The sequence below is a fragment of the Bacillus sp. FSL E2-0195 genome, assembly GCF_038003645.1.
GTDB lineage: Bacteria > Bacillota > Bacilli > Bacillales > Bacillaceae_G > Bacillus_A > Bacillus_A mycoides.
In genome coordinates this window covers 4,746,301-4,768,017 of record NZ_JBBOPN010000001.1, presented here as the reverse complement: position 1 = coordinate 4,768,017, position 21,717 = coordinate 4,746,301, and the positions used below count along the sequence as shown (strand labels likewise).

Annotated in this window: 23 protein-coding genes; 14 read left to right on the top strand and 9 right to left on the bottom strand. The window is 36.5% G+C overall.

All coding sequences use genetic code 11. The features are described 5' to 3' along the window. Window positions 1-28: 28 nt before the first annotated feature. The 3 genes from MHH59_RS24745 to MHH59_RS24735 all read right to left on the bottom strand — a co-directional run bounded on the left by MHH59_RS24745 (window position 29) and on the right by MHH59_RS24735 (window position 2,800). Entirely contained in the window at window positions 29-823 is a 795-nt protein-coding gene (locus tag MHH59_RS24745) for an ABC transporter permease (protein WP_002129719.1), read from the bottom strand. Further along, entirely contained in the window at window positions 807-1,466 is a 660-nt protein-coding gene (locus MHH59_RS24740; RefSeq protein ID WP_002129718.1) for an ABC transporter ATP-binding protein, read from the bottom strand. Before MHH59_RS24740 ends, MHH59_RS24745 begins: the two co-directional genes overlap by 17 nt. A 263-nt stretch (window positions 1,467-1,729) precedes the next feature. Further along, complete coding sequence (locus MHH59_RS24735) at window positions 1,730-2,800, bottom strand: NAD(P)/FAD-dependent oxidoreductase (RefSeq protein WP_002015890.1); 1,071 nt, start codon at window positions 2,798-2,800, stop codon at window positions 1,730-1,732. Window positions 2,801-3,228: 428 nt separating this feature from the next. Between MHH59_RS24735 and MHH59_RS24730 the strand changes: the two genes are divergently transcribed. The 6 genes from MHH59_RS24730 (at window position 3,229) to MHH59_RS24705 (ending at window position 7,094) form a co-directional block, all read left to right on the top strand. Next, window positions 3,229-3,468 carry a YuzB family protein gene (locus MHH59_RS24730; protein ID WP_002015892.1) on the top strand — a complete coding sequence of 80 codons (240 nt, stop codon included), beginning with the start codon at window positions 3,229-3,231 and terminating at the stop codon, window positions 3,466-3,468. A 327-nt stretch (window positions 3,469-3,795) separates the two neighbouring features. Further along, the gene (dapF, locus tag MHH59_RS24725) at window positions 3,796-4,662 is read left to right on the top strand and encodes a diaminopimelate epimerase (RefSeq protein WP_002015893.1); all 867 of its coding nucleotides are present in this window, start codon (window positions 3,796-3,798) and stop codon (window positions 4,660-4,662) included. 41 nt (window positions 4,663-4,703) lie between these two features. After that, entirely contained in the window at window positions 4,704-5,057 is a 354-nt protein-coding gene (locus MHH59_RS24720) for a HesB/IscA family protein (protein ID WP_002034566.1), read from the top strand. Between the two features lie 268 nt (window positions 5,058-5,325). After that, window positions 5,326-6,084 (top strand): hypothetical protein, encoded by a 759-nt coding sequence (locus MHH59_RS24715; RefSeq protein WP_003192150.1) that lies wholly within the window; start codon window positions 5,326-5,328, stop codon window positions 6,082-6,084. An 87-nt stretch (window positions 6,085-6,171) separates the two neighbouring features. After that, a complete protein-coding gene (locus MHH59_RS24710) occupies window positions 6,172-6,363 on the top strand; it encodes a hypothetical protein (protein ID WP_340852598.1) in 192 nt (63 codons plus the stop codon). 377 nt (window positions 6,364-6,740) lie between these two features. Then, a complete protein-coding gene (locus tag MHH59_RS24705; protein ID WP_016127721.1) occupies window positions 6,741-7,094 on the top strand; it encodes a YxeA family protein in 354 nt (117 codons plus the stop codon). Between the two features lie 30 nt (window positions 7,095-7,124). Here MHH59_RS24705 and MHH59_RS24700 read toward each other — a convergent pair whose 3' ends face one another. Next, window positions 7,125-7,586 carry a DUF523 domain-containing protein gene (locus tag MHH59_RS24700; RefSeq protein ID WP_002089319.1) on the bottom strand — a complete coding sequence of 154 codons (462 nt, stop codon included), beginning with the start codon at window positions 7,584-7,586 and terminating at the stop codon, window positions 7,125-7,127. 231 nt (window positions 7,587-7,817) lie between these two features. Here MHH59_RS24700 and MHH59_RS24695 point away from each other — a divergent pair, with 231 nt between their 5' ends. Next, window positions 7,818-8,699 (top strand): helix-turn-helix domain-containing protein, encoded by an 882-nt coding sequence (locus tag MHH59_RS24695; protein ID WP_201057017.1) that lies wholly within the window; start codon window positions 7,818-7,820, stop codon window positions 8,697-8,699. 17 nt (window positions 8,700-8,716) lie between these two features. On the opposite strand, the gene MHH59_RS24690 is transcribed toward MHH59_RS24695, so the two are convergent. From MHH59_RS24690 to MHH59_RS24680, 3 genes are all read right to left on the bottom strand, one after another. Further along, the gene (locus tag MHH59_RS24690) at window positions 8,717-9,964 is read right to left on the bottom strand and encodes an MFS transporter (protein WP_078178515.1); all 1,248 of its coding nucleotides are present in this window, start codon (window positions 9,962-9,964) and stop codon (window positions 8,717-8,719) included. A gap of 328 nt (window positions 9,965-10,292) precedes the next feature. Continuing rightward, window positions 10,293-10,769: a GyrI-like domain-containing protein gene (locus tag MHH59_RS24685; protein WP_002167457.1), complete on the bottom strand. Its 477-nt coding sequence runs from the start codon at window positions 10,767-10,769 to the stop codon at window positions 10,293-10,295. Window positions 10,770-10,934: 165 nt separating this feature from the next. Then, window positions 10,935-11,924 (bottom strand): NAD(P)/FAD-dependent oxidoreductase, encoded by a 990-nt coding sequence (locus tag MHH59_RS24680; protein WP_002184753.1) that lies wholly within the window; start codon window positions 11,922-11,924, stop codon window positions 10,935-10,937. A gap of 461 nt (window positions 11,925-12,385) precedes the next feature. Here MHH59_RS24680 and MHH59_RS24675 point away from each other — a divergent pair, with 461 nt between their 5' ends. The 5 genes from MHH59_RS24675 (at window position 12,386) to pepA (ending at window position 16,938) form a co-directional block, all read left to right on the top strand. Further along, the gene (locus MHH59_RS24675; protein WP_201057015.1) at window positions 12,386-13,594 is read left to right on the top strand and encodes an NAD(P)/FAD-dependent oxidoreductase; all 1,209 of its coding nucleotides are present in this window, start codon (window positions 12,386-12,388) and stop codon (window positions 13,592-13,594) included. Window positions 13,595-13,714: 120 nt separating this feature from the next. Then, the gene (locus MHH59_RS24670) at window positions 13,715-14,221 is read left to right on the top strand and encodes an NUDIX hydrolase (protein WP_002015875.1); all 507 of its coding nucleotides are present in this window, start codon (window positions 13,715-13,717) and stop codon (window positions 14,219-14,221) included. Further along, complete coding sequence (locus MHH59_RS24665; protein ID WP_002089308.1) at window positions 14,218-14,535, top strand: YuiB family protein; 318 nt, start codon at window positions 14,218-14,220, stop codon at window positions 14,533-14,535. Before MHH59_RS24670 ends, MHH59_RS24665 begins: the two co-directional genes overlap by 4 nt. Window positions 14,536-14,621: 86 nt before the next feature. Further along, window positions 14,622-15,248 (top strand): 3D domain-containing protein, encoded by a 627-nt coding sequence (locus MHH59_RS24660; RefSeq protein ID WP_002129706.1) that lies wholly within the window; start codon window positions 14,622-14,624, stop codon window positions 15,246-15,248. Between the two features lie 205 nt (window positions 15,249-15,453). Then, complete coding sequence (pepA, locus tag MHH59_RS24655; protein ID WP_002129705.1) at window positions 15,454-16,938, top strand: cytosol aminopeptidase; 1,485 nt, start codon at window positions 15,454-15,456, stop codon at window positions 16,936-16,938. 168 nt (window positions 16,939-17,106) lie between these two features. Here pepA and cdaS read toward each other — a convergent pair whose 3' ends face one another. Beyond that, on the bottom strand, window positions 17,107-17,712 hold the full coding sequence (gene cdaS / locus MHH59_RS24650; protein ID WP_002129703.1) for a sporulation-specific diadenylate cyclase CdaS: 606 nt from the start codon (window positions 17,710-17,712) through the stop codon (window positions 17,107-17,109). Between the two features lie 143 nt (window positions 17,713-17,855). On the opposite strand from cdaS, the gene MHH59_RS24645 reads away from it, so the two are divergent. Together MHH59_RS24645 and galU are read left to right on the top strand one after the other, a co-directional pair. Further along, on the top strand, window positions 17,856-19,580 hold the full coding sequence (locus tag MHH59_RS24645; protein WP_016127723.1) for a phospho-sugar mutase: 1,725 nt from the start codon (window positions 17,856-17,858) through the stop codon (window positions 19,578-19,580). 152 nt (window positions 19,581-19,732) lie between these two features. Further along, window positions 19,733-20,620: a UTP--glucose-1-phosphate uridylyltransferase GalU gene (gene galU, locus MHH59_RS24640; RefSeq protein ID WP_002015869.1), complete on the top strand. Its 888-nt coding sequence runs from the start codon at window positions 19,733-19,735 to the stop codon at window positions 20,618-20,620. 105 nt (window positions 20,621-20,725) lie between these two features. On the opposite strand, the gene MHH59_RS24635 is transcribed toward galU, so the two are convergent. Further along, window positions 20,726-21,574, bottom strand: coding sequence for a hypothetical protein (locus MHH59_RS24635; protein ID WP_078178517.1), 849 nt, complete (start codon window positions 21,572-21,574; stop codon window positions 20,726-20,728). Window positions 21,575-21,717 lie beyond the last annotated feature (143 nt).

Genomic DNA, 21,717 nt, shown 5'->3' with positions numbered 1-21,717 from the left:
TCTGTAAGTAACTTGCAGAGCGTCTTTTTTATGATTGTACTTCAACTTCTTTCAACTGGCACCGCTTATTAAAGAACGTTTTATACCCAAGCTGTAAGAAGATAATAACAGAGAAAGCTGTACTTCCAGAAATGCCAAGTATAATCGCAATTTGATATTGGATAGCTGTAAATGGTGATACACCGGATAAAATTTGTCCTGTCATCATGCCGGGAAGACTTATAATTCCCATTCCGACCATGGAATTAATTGTTGGTAAAATAGCAGAATCGAAAGCGTCCCGTATGAGCGGAGCAGCTGCTTGTTTTGGAGTTGCGCCAAGCATAAGTGCACCTTCAATATGGTCTCTTTGTGATTTCATACTGTTTAAAAAGGTGTTTGCCCCGAGGCAAATACCTGTCATAGCATTACCGATTAGCATGCCGGCAATAGGAACGATATACTGCGGAGCATACCAAGGATCGTGTCCGATAATGACAAAGATAAATAGTAGAAGAGGGCCAATTGATCCAGCAATCATGGAGAGGGCAGCTACTCGTTTTAATTCTTTTGACATTGGAATATTAACTCGTTTATAAATATTGAAAATCGCAAAGGTAGTAATAGAAGTAATGAGAGCTATTGTATAAAACGGATTACTATTTTCAAATATGTATGTAAGAACATATGCGACTAGTACGAGCTGAATTGTCATACGTAATGTAGCAATTGTAATTTGTTTCTCACGCGGTATTCCTTTTAATTTCACAAGCCCGATTAAAATAAGGATGAAAATATATGCAGCTGCAAGTTGCCAAATTTGTAGTTCAATAACGCCCTTCAATTGATAGCACTTCCTTTCTAGTTGCACCGTTTGTTTTACTAATTTCAATAATATCGTCTGCGATTTCTTCTGGAAGTTGTTGCGAGTGCGTGATGAAGATAACTGTTTTTTTCTTTTCTCTTGCTAGCATAGTAAATTGTTTCATAACGCGGCGTTCTGTGTCACCATCTAGCGCAGAAGTTGGTTCATCTAATAAATAGACGGGCGGATCCATTAGTATAATACGAGCGAAAGCAAGTCTTTGTTTTTCGCCACCTGATAAAGAAGAGGCGTTATCTTCTAATTTTTTATCTAGGCTAACAGTCGTTAATGCGCCTTGCAGGGCGTCGTCATTTGGAAATGGCTTTTCAGAAAATCGAAGCCCCATTAATAAATTATCTTTAATTGTTCCATCAAAAATAGGCGGAGTTTGTCCGAGCATGACAACTTCACGGCGTAATTGAATGGGAGGATAATCTAAAATAGATTTTCCGTTATATTCAATTGTGCCAGATGTTGGTGATTGTAAATCGTTTAACATGCGAAGTAATGTGCTTTTACCACTACCACTTTCACCGATAATACAAGTTGTTTTTTCTTTTTGAATCTGTAAATAAGGAATGTGTAGAATATCTTTATATGTGATGTCTTTTAATATAAACATAAATTGCTCCTTTCTGATTCTAGTTATATCGTATCAAAAAGAGAGAAAAATAGAAAAATAAAGTCTCTTTAGAAGGAACATCTTTTTTCTTTGTTTTAAAACTTTGCGCGTGGCAGGAAAAGGTACTGACGGATCCTATACATAGCCAGTCCCTTTCGACCATTTAAAAAAATGCTTTTTTGTCGGTTTTTCATAGAATGACTGAGTAGTTACAAAAAATGAATAGAAAAAGGCTGTCTACTATGTAGGCAGCCTTTAAAGTATTAACCGTTATGATATTTGTACATCCAAAGAAGACCGGATTTTAATAATCTCGGTACACGTCCCATTAATGGTTGGTTTGCTAGTAAACCAAATCCATGTTTTTTGCCGAGAGAACCGAGAACACCTTTTAATTTAATAACAGGCAGTTCATCAGGAAGGGGTTCATTATTCCAACGTTTTAATAATATTTGGACAATTTGTTCTCCTTGACCTTCAGCAAGTTGAGCAGATGGTGCGTGTGGAAGTGCTGCACAATCTCCTACGACATAAACGTGCTCGTTATTTGGAATATTGTGATATTTCGTTAAAACAACCCGTCCGCTACCATCTTGTTCTACTGGAAGGTTTCGAACAACTTCATTTGCTTGAATACCAGCTGTCCAGACGATTGCATCACATTCAAGTGGTTCATCATGGTTGTATACAATGTTTGGTTCCACTTTTGTAATGTTAGAGTTTCGTATAATGGTAACTTTATGTTTTACAAACCATTCTTCTACGTATCTACTTAATTTCTCTGGATATGGGAATAAAATTCTATCTTTTCGATCAAATAAATAGATTTTTAAATCCGAACGGCTTTCGCGAAGTTCACTTGCCACTTCAACGCCGCTTAAACCAGCCCCAACGACAGCTACTGTTGCATTTGGTTCTAAGCTATTTAATTGTTCATATGTCTTACGTGTTTGTTCAATTGATTGTAGGCTATGTGTATATTCCTTTGCCCCAGGAACGTTATGATATTTATCTTCACAGCCAAGCCCGATAATTAAATCATCATATTGAATCGTTTCACCGCCATCGAGATGAACGGCTTTCGTTTCGAGGTCAATATTTGTTACTGTTCCGTATTGAATATTGAGACGTGGGTGCTCAGGAAACGGTATGCGAATATGCGTTTCTGAAATTGTACCCGCAACTAATGCATAATATTCAGTTTTAAAGCAATGATATGGTACTTTGTCGATTAATGTCACTTGTACATCATCTGGAAGTTGGTTGCTTGGAAGTAGCCGCTGCAGAATTCTCATTCCACCGTAGCCACCACCTAGTAGTACGAGGTGTTTCATGATGGATTACCCCTTTTCTGTTGAAATATCCCCTAATCATACAATTTTATATTAATAAAATATTTTGACTTTACACAATCAAATTATATCGAATTTGTGAACAAATAACAATGCATGAATGAATACTCTGTTGTACAATAAGAAGAAAAGTAAAGTAAGTGGTTTTCATTTTCTAGTTACTATTTACTATTTCATTATGAGTAGTATGTTATATAAAGAAGACCATCTATTATGAAGTGAAATAGTGAAGTAACTAAATAGTTTAGAATATATAACGAAAACAACAAGAAACAGCTTAGTTTTCTTCTTATAAATAAAGTGGAATGGTAACAAGTAGAGAGGGTTACTTATCCGTTTCGCAAATTAGGTATGCACATACCATATAAAGTAAATGGTAATTTGTTTAGAGATACAGGGGGGAGAGAGTTTTGATTAAACCATTAATCGAATTTTGTGTAGGTAACCTTGCAAGCGGTTCGCAAGCAGCTTTAGAAAAATTAGAAAAAGATCCTAATTTAGACGTAATGGAATATGGTTGTTTAGGATATTGTGGCATCTGTTTTGAAGGTCCATTTGCACTTGTAAATGGTGAAGTGGTACAAGGTGCAACAGTAGAAGAACTTGTAAATAATGTATATGATTATATGGATGAAAATCCAATGTTTTAAAGCGTTGCAAACAGGCAACGTTTTTCTTTTTTCATTTATCCCGCTATTTGCGGGCAGTAAGACTCCCACCTCAAAATCCAGCTGAAGCAAAGAATTTAGGTTAAAGCCCTGTTGCCCGTCCCCCCACTGATTAAAGTTTCACTTTATTAGGAGTGTTTATTTCGAAAAAAAAGCCCTTTTAGAAGGGATTTTTTCTTACACGATTTGTGTAAGAACGGCTTATTGCCAAAACACTGTCAAATATGAGAAACGGGGGACATTCATATTGTGTTCTAAAAGCATGCATTTTATACTTGAAATAATAAATTATTTTTGGAGTGAATAAAAATGAGCCAATTTTCTTTTACAAAAATGCATGGTCTTGGAAATAGTTATATATATGTAAATATGTTTGAGGAACAAATTAGAGAAGAAGATTTAGCAATTGTAGCGGAAAAGGTTTCAAATATTAATACTGGTATTGGTGCAGATGGAATGATTTTAATTTGTCCTTCTGACGTGGCACCAGTAAAAATGCGCATGTTTAATAACGATGGCTCAGAAGGAAAGAGCTGTGGAAATGGTTTACGCTGCGTAGCGAAATATGCGTATGAGCATAAACTAGTAGAAGGTAAAGTTTTCACAATTGAAACGTTAGCTGGTATTGTTACGGCAGAAGTAACGGTAGAAGATGACAAAGTTACATTAGCGAAAATCGACATGGGAGCACCTCGTTTAACACGTGAAGAGATACCGATGCTTGGTGAAGGAGAAACACCATTTATTCGTGAAAACTTCTTATACAATAATCACCGTTATGCATTTACAGCTGTTTCAATGGGGAATCCACATGCGGTTATTTTTGTTGATGATGTAGAAAAAGCGCCTCTTACAACGTTAGGACCGGTTCTTGAGACTCATGAAATGTTCCCAGAGCGAGTGAATGTTGAATTCATCGAGATTTTGAATGATGAAGAGATGAATTTCCGCGTTTGGGAACGAGGATCTGGTGTAACACAAGCTTGCGGGACAGGAGCATGCGCAGCTGTCGTTGCGGCAATTTTAAATGGGAAAATGGAACACGGTAAAGAAATTACGGTTCACTTAGCAGGCGGCGACTTAATGATCGCATGGACAGAAGAAGGAAATGTATTAATGAAAGGACCTGCGGAAATAATTTGCCGCGGAGTGTATGAGTACAAGATAGAAGCGTAAAGATGTATAATAGAATGAGAACAGAAAGGATGGTGTATTTCATGATTGAAGTAACAGAACAAGCAGCTTTTCAAATTAAAGATATGTTAAAAGATGCTGAAGATGGAGAGAAGTACGTGCGCCTTGCTGTACATGGCGGCGGATGTAGTGGTCTTTCTTACGGCTTAGGATTTGAAGTAGAACCAAAAGAAGACGACACAGTTCTTGAGTTTTTCGGTGTTGAATTTGTTATCGATAAAGAAAGTGCTCCGATTGTAAAGGGAGTGAAAGTTGACTATAAGCAATCTATGCTTGGCGGCGGATTCACAATCGACAATCCAAACGCGATCGCATCATGTGGATGCGGATCATCTTTCCGTACAGCGTCGAATGCTGGTAAGCCAGAAGATTGCTAAGTTTTTTCATCCCTTTATTCTAAGTGGAAATTGAATGGGTAGGTTGCATATAAAGACCTTCTTAGCGATGAAACCAAATCGTTAGGAAGGTCTTTTCTTTTGCGCTAAAAAGAAAAAGAGCATGACAAAGATAACGAATACATGCAAGAAGAAGGCTAAAGAGGATGCATGAAGGTGCAGGCTATATCGAATTGTATAGAACTGACTCGTTCCATATTAATTAAAATACGCTGATTACTAGAAATTAAAAACTACCGGAGGAATTACAATGAAGTCATTTAAGAAAGTACTGGTATTAGGGATGACGTTGGTTACAGCATCAATATTTGGAGCTTGTTCTAACGATACCGACGTGTTAACAAAAGCGGGAGCAAAGCAACAGGTGAAATCGGAAGCGGAAGTACTAAAAGAACAGAAGGAAACCCCTATGACTACGAGCGAACGTGACAGCATTAAATATGAGGACGCTACATCGTCACAGAAGCGTTATATTTCTCGTGACGAAGCCGAAAAGATTGAGGAAGGCATGACATATACGGATATCCTTAACAAGATTGACTACGGTGGTGAGAACATAAAACATTATAATAACAAGGAAAAACGCGTGTTTTATACTGAAAAGGATACGGATGGTACATATGAAATTATGGTTGAATTAAATACATATGGTTACGTTGTGAATATTGAACGCACTGCTATAAGGGATGCGGATAAAGAGAGTCCGGTATCTACGAAAAGCAGTGAAGAGCCTGTAAAGGAATATGAAGAAAAAAACGACCGCGTACCGTGGTATAAAGATGTAAATAACGATTCGGCGGAAGTAGACTATAATCACTATTTGAAAATAAAAAAAGGTATGCCTGCGAATCAAGTAAAAGCTGCGATTGGACAGCCACGTATGATTGAGAAATATAAATCGTATTCAGTATACGGCTATACCGGTTATGGCGGCGAAGGAACATTACGTGTAATCTTCGAACCAAATGGAACTGTTACGCAGGTAGTAGAAGATGGATTACAACGATAATAAATTAATTACGGGAACAATTGCAGTAAAGTTGTCGGTGGCTTTATAAAGTCTTGGAGAGAGAACCGAGAGTAATCGGAGAGGACAATGATGAACGAAGATAAGATAACGATAATTATGCTAGCAGTATTAACGATAGTGTTAGTATTTGTTGGGGTTTCATCCAAATTCAATAGCCTCATTGTGGACGCTATCGCCGTACTATTTTTGTTGATAGTTACTGCAGTAGGCGCAGCGGTTGTAACAGAACGTAGATTACGCAAAAAGAATGGGAAGTAGCAGTTCTTTGTACGAGCGGGAGGGGACGCAAGATTGACGATATTTTTGAATTCGTAAGGAGATATGTGATTAAACCTATAATTAGATTTGTAAGTTACCTTGTAATTGATATCATAATAGAGTGCGTAATAGAAGGTGTAATAAGCGGTATAAGGAAATTACGTGATAAGATTCGTGACAAGTGGAAAAATTGGCGTTAATAGATTGTCATGACTAGGCTAGATGAGTGTCAATAACGTTTTCAATGAAAAAACACTGATTAAAGTTTTAATTTACTATCTTACAAAAGTGTAATGTTTATGTCATGTTTTTGAATTTCTTCTTTAAAGCGAAGGCCTTAAGATAACAATATAAGAAAAACATATGAGGTGAAGGAATTGAAAAGATATATTGCACTTTTTAGTATTTTAGTCGTATTTGCAAGCCTATTAGTTGGCTGTGATTTAAACCGTATGGGTAAAGATGAGTATTACGTTCAAATTACAGTAGATGGAAAAGAATATCATAGTAAAGCTGATAATGGTGAGACGTTTAAAGATTATCAATATAAGCTAACTGGTTTTAATAAAGACGGTAAAGAGAAAGAATTAGAATTCATAGCGCAAAAAAATCTTCGTAAAGAAGCATTCCTACGCGTATACCACTCAGATAAAAAAGGTGTATCAGCTTGGGAAGAAGTGAAAAAGGACGAGCTTCCTGCGAAAGTGAAAGAAAAATTAGGTGTGAAATAAGACAGATGGAAAAGGAATTGACGAACAGGGTCAATTCCTTTTTTTACTTTCAAAATCCTCTTCTGAAATGACTTTAAATCCGTGTCTTTTAAATAAAGCAGTTGTCACTCCGTAACCAGTTTGTTTATTGCCGTTAAATTCCCCTGTGTAAATAGTAGAACTACCACAAGATGGGCTGCGTTCTTTTAAAATTATATATTCTGGGTTTAAATCTTTTATTTGTTCTAATGCTTTATAAGCACCACGCACGAAAGCTTCCGTGACATCTTGTCCTTCTTTCGTCATTACTTTTGCTTTTCCATCTAAAACATCATCGCCATTACCGCCGATAATTTCAGCAGAAGGGCGTGGTGTTGGTAAACCGCCTAATACTTCGGGACAAACAAGGATGGTATCTTCCCTCTGTAATAACTCTTCTATTTGTGAAACGAGATTATCGTTACCGTCATAACGACAAGCAATACCACCTAAACAAGCACTAATTACAATCATATTTTCATCTCCAATAAAGTGAAAATTTAATCAGTGGGGGTTTTGTCCATCCCCCACTGATTATTAGTTGAACCAATCGGGCTTTTACGGGCAGTTGATCTCCCACCTAACCTCCTCGCATTCGCCGAATCTGGAGGTGGGAGTCTTACTGCCCGTTAATGCGGGATAAAAAATATTAAATATCACGCCAATTTCTCTTCCTAGTTCTTACCTATAAGTGAGGTGATAAAAATGGGAAGCTTATATAATTTAATGAAACCATATAGTCAATTTCGAAGTAAAGAAGAGTTTAATACATATCAAAAACAAGTTTTGAAGTGCTATCGATTTCAAATGAATAAAACGGATTCTATCATTATTCATTTTTTAGGAAAGTATGCAGTGAATGAGAAACAGAAAACAGTGGGAGTTGCTTGTCCGTTAATGGAGACGATTGCTACAAATGTTGGAAAGAGTATTCGTACGGTACGCCGCTCGATTGCAAAGTTAGAGGAACTAGGGATTATAAAACGTGTTGCGACAAAAGAAAGATATAAGCGCGGGGGATATAGTGCAAACTTATATGTATTTCTTAAATCCGCAATTGACCGCATGGATGACCGTATGAAAATGTCCGCATGTGAAAGTGATGATCGTACAGATGGCTGTAGTGGAAACGAGCAAAAAAATGAGGGGGAAACAATTCTTTCTAAAAACATTCCACAAATAAAAGAGAAAAGAAAAGTAACGTACGAGCTTGATGAAACGTATTGTCGTCACGATATACCGAAGCCTTTTATATACGCACTGGTGCCGATGACGAGTAATCCGAAGAAGATTAATATATTTTGGAGTAAGGTGGAACTTGCTTATAAAAAGAGCGGATTACTAGAGCAAGGTGCTTTATTAGAGGGAATATTAGCTGATGAAGAAGTGTGTGGAAATTTAATTTGGAGGGTGAAAAGTGTTGTGAGAGCGTATAAGTACGGAGAAATTCGTAAAGATGTTGGAGCACTATTGTATAGTACGATGCGAGATTTATTTTTAGAAATTGGATTAGAGTGGGGAGCGGCATTAAGGAGAAGTAAGGGAATACCGTTATTCGATCCATTTAAAAAGGAGCCATGCGTATAATACATGACTCCAAGTAGCTAATCGAACTTTCTTACAACTGGAACACGAATTGCTACAAATAGTACAAAGACGATAACAGCGATTGCACCGCTTTTCATAACCGTTACAATTGGAATGCCTACCCCAAGTGCAAGCGATGTAAATGCGTAAGAGAGCGGAATGAATCCCATCGATGAAAGCATGAGTAAGCTCATAACGCGTCCCATCATCTCTTCTTTTACTGTTGATTGAATCATTGCCATAAGTGGAACGATAGCCATCGCAATTGTAATACCGTAAAACATTCCAGCTAATAACGCTTGCCAAAGTACGCTGCTAAAGTTGATGGCTAGGAAGAATACACCAGACAGTAGCATCATGATAATACAAAATAGGCCACGTCTACGGTTAATGTTTTTTAATCCGACAATGACAGCTCCTATCGCCATCCCGCCGCCAACAGACGCTTCTAAGTAACTAAACTGAAGTGAATCACCGTGCAGGACGTTTTTGACGAAGAGCGGAAATCCTACTTGCATTGGGCCGATTAAAAATAAGTTTAAAAAGGCGCTACATATAAGGAAAGTTGAAAGAAATGGTGATTCTTTTACATATAAAATTCCCTCTTTAATAGAAGTAAACATGCCTTTATCTGTTTCATTTTTTTCGGGTACGGTAAATTGTATTTTTTGAACGAGTATTGCAGCGATAATGAGTAGCAGGATTGTAATTGAAAAAATTGTTTCATAGTTCGTAAATTTAATGAGAATACCGCCAAGTACAGGTCCTAAAATGACAGATGCTTGGTTTGTCATTTGAGTAAGTGAATTTGCTTGTGTTAAACGGCTCTTTTCTACAAGTTCAGGCAGAATAGATCCATCTGCTGACCAGAAGAAAGCGTCAGCAAGTCCGAAGAACAATGCGAATAAAGCAAATGTATATAGTGTTACATCACCGACGATGAACCAGGTGAGAATAGTTGCGACAAGAATAGCGCGAATAATATTAGAGTAAAACATGATATTTTTTTTCGGGAATTTATCAGCCAATGCTCCGCCGATAATCATAAAGATGAGCCTTGGAACACTAAGAGCCACGAAAACAATACCGAGTGAAGCCTCAAGGTTTAATGTTTTTGCTATGTACCATGTTTGTGAAAAAGTAAAAAAGGCTAAAGCAAAGCTTGAAAAGAGAGTAGCTGCCCAAAGAAAAAGGAAATTCGTATTTTTTAATAACGGTTTTCCGCTTCCTTCTAAAGCAGATTTATTTTGTTGTAGTTCCTCCATATTGCTTCCTTTCTATGTACCGATTTTAGACTGAAAAACCTATTAACAATCGTTTTATCCCGCGTTAACGGGCAGTAAAACTCCCACCTCAAAATTTGGCTAGAGCAAAGAAGTTAGGCGGGAGTCGGGCTGCCCGTAACCACCCGATTGGTGAAGGCTAATACTCAGTGGGGGATGAACAAAACCCCCACTGAGCATAGTTTCACTTTATACAGTTTCTAATAGTTCTATACTGCACTTTCTCATTGTAGACAATAATAATGAATTTGCACAGTGGCTATTTAACGACAAAAAAGAAGATACCAAAGGGTATCTTCTTTTTTGTCATTCAGGCTAAAGCAATATAAATATCCAATTGTACGTTATTTGGATCAACTGCACTTTCGTCATAAAGCTCAAAGTCTGCTGTAAAAGCACGTGTGTTTTCTTTCGACCATTGCCAAATATATTCCCAAGCTTCACAAACGACTTCAGACACAGGACCTTTTCTCGTTGTAAATACCGCATACGTAGCAGCAGGTATTGTTAAGGTTGTCATATTTTCAGGAACTTCTTCTAATGAAGAAACAGGCATGCCGATAGTAAATTGATATGTACCAGTTTCATCCGATTCGTAGTTTGAGTAGAAAGCGAATGTTTCTTTTGTTTGTTGATTTGGAATTTGATGCATGATTTTTTCTTGGAAGTAGCGATTCCAAAGCACCGGAATCTTTCCTTCATTTGATGCTTCTTTTTCGTTTGTAGTTGTAATAGAAACACCGATTGCTTGGAAAGCTTCTTTTTTTACGATAATAGGTTCTTTCATTAATAAAACCTCCCTTTATTAAATGAAACGTACGTTCTGTTTTATTGTAACATATTTTGGAAAGAAGTAGTGTTTTTTATCAAATTGCGATGTATTTTAGTTAGGAAAAAGAGAGAGTATGAAAAGAACTCCTTTCATGTAAAAGGAGCTCTTTTCATTTCTATATTAAAACATACTTGAGCTATGCATTGGTTGAAGTTTTGCGTTTGGATCGAAGTAAGCTTTTGCATTGTTTACTGCTGTCGGTGCTTCACCAAAGCCGCAAGCAATGAGTTTTACTTTTCCTTCATATGTACAAATGTCACCAGCAGCGTAAATGCCAGGAATATTTGTTTCCATTTTTGAGTTCACGAGGATGCTGTTTTTTTGAATATCTAAGCCCCAATTTTTAATTGGACCAAGTGAAGAAACGAAGCCGTAGTTTACGATTACGTCATCAACATCGATGATAATTTTTTCTTCTGTTTTTACGTGCTGAAGAACAACTTGTTCAATAGTATCATCACCAATAAGTTCAACTGGAACGTAAGGTGTGCTTACTTCTGCACGGGAATTCATTAAGCTTTCTACGCTATGTTCATGTGCACGGAATTTATCACGGCGATGAACAATTGTAACTTTGTCCGCGATCGTTTCTAACATCATTGTCCAATCTACTGCTGAGTCACCGCCGCCGAATACAACGACGCGTTTTCCAGCAAATTTATTCATATCATCAACGAAATAATGTAAGTTTTTCTTTTCGTATTTTGCTGTGCCTTCTAATTCTAAGCGGCGTGGTTGGAAAGCACCATTGCCAGCAGTAATGATGACAGATTTAGAGTAGTGAGTTTGTTTATTTGTAACAAGTTTAAATATACCGTCAGCTTGTTTTTCAAGCGTATCAACAGCTTCTTCTAAGCAAATAGTTGGATCGAACTTTTTCATTTGCTCTTTTAAGTTATCAACTAACTCTTGTGCACGCACTTTTGGGAATCCAGCTACATCATAAATATATTTTTCGGGATATAGTGCGGATAATTGCCCTCCAAGTTGAGGTAAGCTTTCAATGATTTTTACACTTGCTTGTCTCATTCCGCCATAAAATGCAGTGAATAGTCCTGTTGGGCCACCACCAATAATCGTTATGTCGTAAACTTTTTGATTTTCTGTCACTTTCATTCCCCCTATAGATGGAATTTTAATATTGATTTCATATATTGTTCATATGTACACGAAAATCCTGCAAATGATGACACTTTCAAATAAATGATAGCATATTTCAGTTAATAATACTTCTGAAAACGACTGAATAATAAGTAAGTTTGCGTATAGATGTTTTAGAATCGTATAAAATACAACGGAAGGAAAATACATGAAAAAAAGGCTAAAAAATCCTTGAAAACGCTATGTTATTTTAAAATATCGATAATTCTCTAGGTGCTTGAATTATGGAATGAAACCGACTAATATAGGGAAGTATTATGTTAAATTTCTATGACAAATTTCGTACGATTTTTTGACTGCGTTTTGTTATGATATAGAATGTGATAAATTCCACATTCTTGACAAATAGAGTTTTTAGTACTTGGTATTATTTTTTATTACTATTATATAAAGAAAAGGGTTGTGATTTAGTGAAGACTCCAAAAATCGTAGTTTTAGGTGCAGGTTATGGCGGGATGATTACGACTGTTCGTCTGCAAAAAACATTATCTGTAAGTGAAGCTGAAATTACGTTAGTAAACAACAACAGCTATCACTACCAAGCAACTTGGTTACATGAGAGTGCAGCTGGTACATTACAAGATGATAAAATCTGTCTAGATATTCAAGACGTTATCGATACAAATAAAGTGAACTTTGTACAAGATACAGTAGTAGAGATTAAAGCTGCTGAAAAACGTGTTATCTTAAAAGATGGTGAATTAGAGTATGATTACTTAGTAATCGGTCTTGGTTTCGAATCAGAAACGTTCGGAATTAAAGGATTAAAAGAGCATGCATTCTCAATCACTAACATTAATGCAACTCGTCAAATTCGTGAGCATATGGAAGAAAAATTCGCTCAATATGCGACTGAAAAACGTGATGAGTTAGTAACAATCGTTGTTGGTGGCGCTGGATTTACTGGTATCGAGTACGTAGGTGAGCTTGCAAATCGTATTCCTGAACTTTGCAAAGAGTACGATGTTCCACGTGAAAAAGCACGTATCATCTGTGTAGAAGCTGCTCCAACAGCACTTCCTGGTTTCGATCCAGCATTAGTAGAGTACGCTGTAAAACAACTTGAGAAAAAAGGTGTAGAATTCCGCATCGGTACAGCAATTAAGGAAGCAACTGAAGAAGGTATTATCGTTGCCAACGGTGATGATGCTGAACTTCTTAAATCTGAAACTGTAGTTTGGGCTGCAGGTGTTCGTGGTAATGGTATTGTGGAAGAGTCTGGATTTGAAGCAATGCGCGGACGTATTAAAGTGGATGAGTACATGCACGCTCCAGGTCATGAAGATGTATTCATGGTTGGTGATGCAGCGTTAATCATCAACGAAGAGATTAACCGTCCATACCCACCAACAGCACAGATTGCAATTCAAGAAGGTTATAATATTGCACACAATTTAACTGTGTTAGTTCGCGGCAAAGGTGAAATGAAAAAGTTCGCATTTGATAATAAAGGATCTGTATGTTCATTAGGTCATGACGATGCAATGGGCGTTGTTATGGGTAAAAAGTTAACAGGTTGGAAAGCTTCATTCATGAAGAAAGTAATCGACAACCGTTACTTATTCTTACTAGGCGGACCTTTATTAGTTCTTAAAAAAGGTAAATTGAAGTTCTTTTAATATATAGTAGAAAAAGCAGAAACGGCTATGAGCTGTTTCTGCTTTTTTCGTATTGAAAATATAGTATAATATATAAAAAAGAAAGAATATTCTGTTCGTTTTGATGGAGGAGGTTATATCATGGGGAAGCGAGGGAAAGTGTGGTTAGCTGTCAGTGGCTTAGTAGCTACAGAAGATGGGAGATGGCTATTCGTTAAGAAAAAATACGGTGGATTGAAAGGGCAATGGTCTTTACCTGCTGGTTTTGTTAATGAAGGCGAGACTGTTGATGAAGCTGTGAAACGTGAAATTTTGGAAGAGACAGGCATTGTTGCTCATGTAAAGGGGATTATTGGTATTCGCTCAGGTGTTATTCATAATGAAATTAGTGATAATATGATTATTTTTCTTCTAGAGCCAGAGGGAGAAGACGTTATCGTACAGGAGAAAGAATTGTCGGAAGTAGCTTTTTTACATCCAGAAAATATTGCAGATGATCAAAATACTTCTGTACTCATCAAATATTTATTAGAAGGAAGAGCAGAGTCGCATTTTGAAATGGACAAAACATTAAATCCAGGAGAGCAATTTGGTTATACGGCTTATCATGTGTTTACGGCGTATGCGAAGGAGAGGGAGAAGAAGTGAGTATACCGGTACTACTTATTTCAATGATGTTGTTCTTTATTTTATTTTTTGGAATTGGATTTTTACTCAACATGATTTTGCGAGCTACGTGGGTAATGGTTATTGTATATCCGATTATTTGTATGCTTATTATTAATAAAGCGAGTGTATGGGACTATTTTTCAAAGCCAAAAGAAACATTTTCTTCATTTGGGACAAGTGTATCGCATTTAGGACACGCAGATGTGTTTATTCTATCTACTGGATTAGTAGGTGCTGCTTTAGCAGGAATCATAATTAAAAAACTTCGAAAAAGTGGATATCAAATGTTTTAATCTCCAATCAATTTGGAGATTATTTTTTTGCATATTCCTTCATCGTATAGGGAATGATTAACGATGAAGGAGTGTGGAATATAAAAATGTTAAAACGATATTGTATTCGCATTATGATGACTTGTTTACTTGCATTCGCATTATGCGTAACATGGCAGGCTTTCACAGGAGTTTCTTTATTAGAGATTATAAAATTATATGAAGGAACAAGTGTAAAAGAAGTACATGCAGCAGAAATTGAGAAAAAAGTTGCTCCGAGTAAAGAAGTGATAAATGCTTTAGAGCAGGCAAATGACTGGTCTAAATATCGTGTTATAGAAATGACTGCAACTGGTTATACATCAGGTATAGAGTCGACTGGAAAGAGGCCGGGGCATCCAGAGTATGGCATTACATATTCAGGTGTTAAAGCAAAAAGGGATTTATATTCCACAATCGCTGCCGATTTACGCGTATTCCCGCTTGGGACAATTCTATTCGTGCCAGGTTACGGATATGGTGTTGTAGCTGATAAGGGCGGTGCTATAAAAGGAAATCGTCTCGATTTATATTATGATACGGTGAAAGATGTTTATAGCCAATGGGGTAAGAAAAAAGTAAATGTGTATATAGTGAAAATAGGAAATGGCAAGTTTTCGGAAGAAGAGTTAACGATGTTAAATCAAGACGAAACGATGCAAGTGTTTCGTGGACAATATTTAAAACAAAGATAGTCTAGTGGCAATAACGCTAGACTTTTTTCTTGTCTTATTTCACCATAGAAGATATTGGAGATAGCATCTTTATCCTGCTATTTGCGGCCGGTAAAACCCCCACTGATTAAAGTTTCACTTTATATGAAATAACAGAATTTAGAATTGTCGCATTTTATCGAAAATAAAGTTATAATGGACGTAGAGAAATTTAGGGGGTCTGAACATGTTTCAAGTACAAAAAGAATTAGTAAGTCATGAAGCGGTAATTGTTGCCTTATTTGAAGAAGATAAAAAGAGTAGCTTTGTACAAGAACTGGATAAAGCGTTTGAAGGACAATTACAAGTTTTATTAGAAGAAAAAGAACTTTCAACTAAGAAGAAAGCCATTTCAAAAGTACATAGCTTAGGAAAAACAAATGTTAAACGTTATTATTTTGTTGGTTTAGGTAAGAAAGAGTCATATACAACGGAAACGTTACGTGCTGCTCTTGGTAAGGCGTTTAAAGCATTACAAGCAGCAAAAGTACAAGATGCAGCAATCTTACTTGATTCTTTCGTGACAGATAAATTAGATGCGATTGATGTAGCTCATATTGCGGCAGAAGTACAAGGTCTTGGTACATATGAATTACAAACGTATAAAACAGATAAAAAGGATCGTGTAGAATTAGAGAAGTTTACGGCTATTACAGCAGAAGATGCACAAGAAATTGAAGCAGCATTAACTGTAGGATACGTACATGGACGTGCAACGAATTCAGCTCGTACGCTTGTAAATATGCCGCCAAACGTATTAACAGCGACAAAGCTTGCTGAGTATGCAGTTGAATTAGCAGAAAAATACGATATGGATTATAAGGTTCTTGAGAAAGAAGAGATGGAAGAGCTTGGTATGGGTGCATTACTTGCAGTAAACCAAGGATCTACTGAACCGCCAAAAATGATTGCTCTTATTTATAAAGGAAAAGAAGAGTGGAAAGATGTAATTGGATTTGTTGGAAAAGGGATTACATATGATACAGGCGGTTATTCTTTAAAACCACGTGAAGGCATGGTTGGTATGAAAGGTGATATGGGCGGAGCTGCAGCTGTTCTTGGCGCGATGGAGATCATCGGTGAACTTCGTCCAGAGCAAAATGTAATTGCTGTTATTCCATCAACTGACAACGTTGTAAGTGGTACAGCATTTAAGCCAGATGATGTTATTACATCTATGAGCGGAAAAACAATTGAAGTATTAAATACAGATGCAGAAGGTCGCCTAGCGTTAGCTGACGGTATTACGTATGCGAAGAAACTTGGCGCAAATTACTTAGTTGATGTTGCAACATTAACAGGCGGTGTAATTGTTGCACTTGGAAATCATACAACAGGCGCGATGACAAATAATGAAGAATTGTTTGAACAAGTGTTAGAGGCTTCTATGGAAACGGATGAGCCAATTTGGCAATTGCCGATTTTTGAACGTGATAAAGAACGTGTCAAAAACAGTAAATTTGCTGATTTAAATAACTCACCAGGCCGTGAAGGACATGCGGTTATGGCTGGGACATTCCTTGGTGAATTTGCAGAAGAAACACCATGGGTACACTTAGACATCGCTGGAACATCTGAAACATCAGGAGCACATGATTTAGGACCATCTGGAGCAACAGGTGCAATGGTGCGTACACTTGCAACACTTGTTGAGCGTTTCGGAGAAGAATAATTTTTGAAGAAAGGGCTGTCTCAAATTTTTGGGATAGCCTTTTCTTAGTGATATGGTATGACTATTGTAAGTTTTTGTCGGTAAGTCGATATATTTGGAGTTACGGTTAATATAATTTCATTTACTATTTTACCGTTTCAAAAAGTGCTACATAGTGAAAGATTCGTCCTATAAAGAAATCGTATATAACGTCCCGCCTAAAGCGAATGAAGTACGCCCTGTTTCCTCAGAGACAACTAATATAAGTGCATCAATTTTCTCGGATAAGCCAATTGCAGCCCTATGACGTGTTCCTAGCTCAGGATTGATTTCCATGCTTTTTGTTAATGGGAGAATATTAGCTGCTGAGACAATATGATTATTTTTAATGAGAACGGCTCCGTCATGAAGAGGGTTCCCTGGATAAAAAATCGATTCAAGTAGTGGCGCGGTTAAGTGTGCGTTTAATGTCGTTCCAGTTTGAATGAAAGAATCAATAGCGTCACTTCGTTCCACAATAATAAGAGCACCGTGTTTTCGAGCGCTTAAATGTTGGACAGCTGTAGTGATGAAATGTGAACTTTCCGTATAAGGTGATAAATATGCTTGAATATAATATGTAGCTGCTAACGTCTGTACATTTGTTAACATATGATGAATATCTTCCATTTTACATAAAATACATTCATCTTCTTTATCGATTGCATGCTTCATGTTTGATAATTCTTTTTCAGCAATTTCAATCATCTGCTTTGTTTTTATTTTGAGCTCTTCTGACAAGCCCCATTCTTGCATAATCCTCATTCCCTTTGGTGGAGTATTTAACCATAGTGTATACAAATATTTATAGTAAAATCCTGCTAGATTTTAAAAAATATTGAGATTCAGGTTGTTTTTTTCATATAATGAAGGTACGACAGGCGAGAGGAGATGGAAGTATGAATTGGAAACAAGAATTTAGTCGCTGGCTTTCATATGCAGAATTAGACGCAGAATTAAAAGAACAGCTAGAAAACATGAAGCAAGATGAGAAGAAAATCGAGGATAGCTTTTATAAAAATCTAGAGTTCGGAACAGGTGGTATGCGTGGTGAACTTGGTGCTGGTACGAACCGTTTAAATGTATATACAGTTCGTAAAGCAACAAAAGGATTAGCTATGTTTATTGAAAAACTAGGTGAAGAAGCGAAAAAACGCGGTGTTGTTGTCGCGTATGATTCTCGTCATAAATCACCTGAATTCGCAATGGAAGTAGCTGCTACTCTTGGTGCACACGGTATTACAACATATGTATTTGAAAGCTTACGTCCAACACCAGTGCTTTCTTTCGCAGTTCGTCATTTACATACAGCAAGTGGAATCGTTCTTACGGCAAGCCATAATCCGCCCGAATATAACGGTTATAAAGTATATGGTGAAGATGGTGGCCAGTTGCCTCCAAAGGAAGCTGATGAGTTAATTAGCTACGTAAATGCAGTAGAGAATGAATTAACAGTTGAAGTTGCTGATGTTGAGCAATTAAAAGCTGACGGTTTATTACATATAATTGGACAAGAAGTAGATGATGCTTATGCAGCAGAATTGAACAATGTCATTATTAATAAAGAGATGGTGAAAGAAGTAGGAAAAGATTTAAAAATCGTCTTTACACCATTGCATGGAACATCAAATATTTCGGTACGCCGTGGTTTAGAAGAAGTTGGATTTACAGATGTAACAGTTGTAAAAGAGCAAGAGTTACCAGATCCAAATTTCTCTACAGTAAAATCACCAAACCCAGAAGAGCATGCAGCGTTTGAGTATGCAATTCGCGACGGTGAAAAAGTAGGCGCAGATGTGTTAATCGCAACAGATCCTGATGCAGACCGTCTAGGTGTAGCAGTTCGCAATCACGATGGTGAGTTCCAAGTATTAACTGGTAACCAAACAGGTGCGTTAATGCTTGATTACTTATTATCACAAAAGAAGGAAAACGGAACGCTTCCAGAAAACGGTGTTGTTTTAAAAACAATCGTAACGTCTGAAATTGGCCGTACAATCGCAAAAGCATACGGTTTAGATACAGTTGATACGTTAACTGGATTTAAATTTATCGGTGAAAAAATTAAACAGTATGAAGAAAGCGGACAATATGAATTCCAATTCGGTTATGAGGAAAGCTACGGTTATTTAATCCGTCCATTCTGCCGTGATAAAGATGCGGTACAATCCGTCCTATTTGCATGTGAAGTAGCTGCATACTACAAATCACAAGGTAAAACGTTATACGATGGTCTGCTAGAAGTATTTAAGAAGTATGGGTTCTTCCGTGAGGACCTTGTATCGTTAACGTTAAAAGGAAAAGATGGTGCCGAACAGATTCAAAAGATGATGGCAACATTCCGTGAGAATCCTCCGAAAGAAGTAGCTGGTTTAACAGTTGTTGCAGTTGAGGATTATAAAGAAAGCATCATTACAACGTTACAAGATGGAAATAAGGAAGAGATTCACTTACCGAAATCAAATGTGTTAAAATATCAATTAGAAGATAGTTCTTGGTTCTGCTTACGTCCATCTGGAACAGAGCCGAAAATTAAATTCTACTTTGGTGTACAAGATGATTCCTTACAAAATAGTGAACAAAAGTTACTTACTATTAAAGAAGATATTATGAATTGTTTATAATAGAATAGAGTGCTACTGATAGGAAAAGAGGAGAACGGAGAACGGCCTCCTCTTTTCTTGTAGTTTTGTTTGATGTAGAGGATTATTACGAGCGAGTGTTATAAATTTACACTTTACTAAGAGAATTAGAATGAAAAGCGAGGGTATTTGTCATGAAAAAAGTGAGAAAAGCAATTATCCCGGCAGCGGGATTAGGAACACGCTTTTTACCAGCAACGAAAGCAATGCCAAAAGAAATGCTTCCAATTGTAGATAAACCAACAATTCAATACATCGTAGAAGAAGCAGTAAAATCAGGCATCGAAGATATTATTATCGTTACTGGTAAAGGAAAGCGCTCTATCGAAGATCATTTTGATAACGCATTTGAATTAGAGCAAAACTTATTAGAGAAGAAAAAGTATGAGTTACTTGAAAAAGTACAAGCTTCTTCTAAAATGGTAGATATCCATTACATTCGACAAAAAGAACCAAAAGGATTAGGACATGCTGTTTGGTGCGCACGTAAATTCATTGGTGATGAGCCGTTTGCAGTATTATTAGGCGATGATATCGTTCAAGCTGAAAAACCATGTTTACGTCAATTAATGGACGAGTATGACAAAACACTTTCTTCTGTTATTGGTGTACAAACTGTTCCTGAAGCAGAAACACATCGCTACGGAATTATTGATCCGTTAGAGCAAGAGGGACGTCGTTATCAAGTTCGTAAATTCGTTGAGAAACCAGCGCAAGGTACTGCGCCTTCAAACTTAGCGATTATGGGACGTTACATTTTAACTCCTGAAATCTTTATGTTCTTGGAACAGCAACAAGTTGGAGCGGGTGGCGAAATTCAGTTAACGGATGCAATTCAAAGCTTAAATGAAATTCAACGTGTATTTGCATATGATTTTGAAGGAAAGCGTTATGACGTTGGTGAAAAATTAGGATTTGTTCAAACGACAATTGAAATGGCATTGCAACACCCAGAATTACGTGATGATATGCTAGTAATGATGAAGAAAGTTTTAGACGAGCAAATGAAGCAAGAGTCTTAATATAGTGATATAATCCCCTGTTGGATGAGCGGTAAAGGAACGTATTTACTGCTTAATCTAAAGGGGATTTTTTTGAGAAAAAAAGACACTCTGGAAAGAGTGTCTTTAATTAGAACTTAAATTTTTATCGGTAGGATTCAATTCATTAGCTTTTGATTTAATTTCATCAGTAATAGCGATATTAATATTTCCAGCTGCTTTTTTGTATTCCTGAATTAATGTATTAACGTTTTGGTTGAATGTGATTAAACTGCCACTTGGAGATTGAGCTTGTTCATTGAGAGCGGTAATAATACCATATATTTTTTTATATTCTTCATAGGTTTCTTTATACTTATTTGGCTGTTCTTTTGCAGCTTCAGAGACTAACTTTAAATCTGTTCCCATATTGCTGTAAAACGTATCTACAGTTGTAACCGTCCCATCAATTTCTGTTCTCTTAGATCTAAGCGCATTATTGAAGTCATTTCTTTGATCAATCGCTTTTGACCATGTAGTTGAATACTCGGATAATACATAAGAAGCTGAATATCTAAAGGTTTCTATATCATTATAAAAAGATGCCGCAGCAATTAAGTAATCAGCTTCTTTTTTCTTTTGGGCTTGAATAGCTTGATATTCTTCCTCCATATTCGTTACTTTTGTTATCGTAAAGAGAAGGATGATGATTGATATAACTGATGTAAGAAAGAGTATTATAGATGTTAATAAAGATTTTTTTGCTGGTAATTTTCGTACTTTCTTAATTAACCCAATAACAATAAAGATTAAGGCTGTGCATAAACTAATTATAGTAAGTATTAAAAAGAAAAATGCTAGACCGTTTCCAAAGGTATATTGCATTCCTAACTCGCTATTTCCATATAATTTGTAACTGATGCTCATACCTAGTATGAAAAATAAAGATAGTACTCCGACACTTATTTTAATAAGTGTATTTTTTGATAGCTTCACTGATTTTCCTCCAAAATATTGTTTTAATTAGATGTGCAAAATGTAAGATTTGCTGAACTATCATAACAAAATTTATTTCTAATATGTGTCGTATATTGTCGAAAATAAAAAATGAGTTATTTCAGTATACTGAAATAACTCAT

Bases quoted from the DNA above. Each gene is read 5' to 3' on its own strand.
- MHH59_RS24660 (WP_002129706.1), top strand. From the start codon at position 14,622: ATGTTAAAACGATATTGTATTCGCATTATGATGACTTGTTTACTTGCA.
- MHH59_RS24690 (WP_078178515.1), bottom strand. From the start codon at position 9,964: ATGGAGGAACTACAACAAAATAAATCTGCTTTAGAAGGAAGCGGAAAA.
- MHH59_RS24695 (WP_201057017.1), top strand. From the start codon at position 7,818: ATGGGAAGCTTATATAATTTAATGAAACCATATAGTCAATTTCGAAGT.
- MHH59_RS24670 (WP_002015875.1), top strand. From the start codon at position 13,715: ATGGGGAAGCGAGGGAAAGTGTGGTTAGCTGTCAGTGGCTTAGTAGCT.
- pepA (WP_002129705.1), top strand. From the start codon at position 15,454: ATGTTTCAAGTACAAAAAGAATTAGTAAGTCATGAAGCGGTAATTGTT.
- MHH59_RS24645 (WP_016127723.1), top strand. From the start codon at position 17,856: ATGAATTGGAAACAAGAATTTAGTCGCTGGCTTTCATATGCAGAATTA.
- MHH59_RS24700 (WP_002089319.1), bottom strand. From the start codon at position 7,586: ATGATTGTAATTAGTGCTTGTTTAGGTGGTATTGCTTGTCGTTATGAC.
- MHH59_RS24710 (WP_340852598.1), top strand. From the start codon at position 6,172: ATGATGAACGAAGATAAGATAACGATAATTATGCTAGCAGTATTAACG.
- cdaS (WP_002129703.1), bottom strand. From the start codon at position 17,712: ATGCAAGAATGGGGCTTGTCAGAAGAGCTCAAAATAAAAACAAAGCAG.
- MHH59_RS24685 (WP_002167457.1), bottom strand. From the start codon at position 10,769: ATGAAAGAACCTATTATCGTAAAAAAAGAAGCTTTCCAAGCAATCGGT.
- galU (WP_002015869.1), top strand. From the start codon at position 19,733: ATGAAAAAAGTGAGAAAAGCAATTATCCCGGCAGCGGGATTAGGAACA.
- MHH59_RS24740 (WP_002129718.1), bottom strand. From the start codon at position 1,466: ATGTTTATATTAAAAGACATCACATATAAAGATATTCTACACATTCCT.
- MHH59_RS24735 (WP_002015890.1), bottom strand. From the start codon at position 2,800: ATGAAACACCTCGTACTACTAGGTGGTGGCTACGGTGGAATGAGAATT.
- MHH59_RS24720 (WP_002034566.1), top strand. From the start codon at position 4,704: ATGATTGAAGTAACAGAACAAGCAGCTTTTCAAATTAAAGATATGTTA.
- MHH59_RS24715 (WP_003192150.1), top strand. From the start codon at position 5,326: ATGAAGTCATTTAAGAAAGTACTGGTATTAGGGATGACGTTGGTTACA.
- dapF (WP_002015893.1), top strand. From the start codon at position 3,796: ATGAGCCAATTTTCTTTTACAAAAATGCATGGTCTTGGAAATAGTTAT.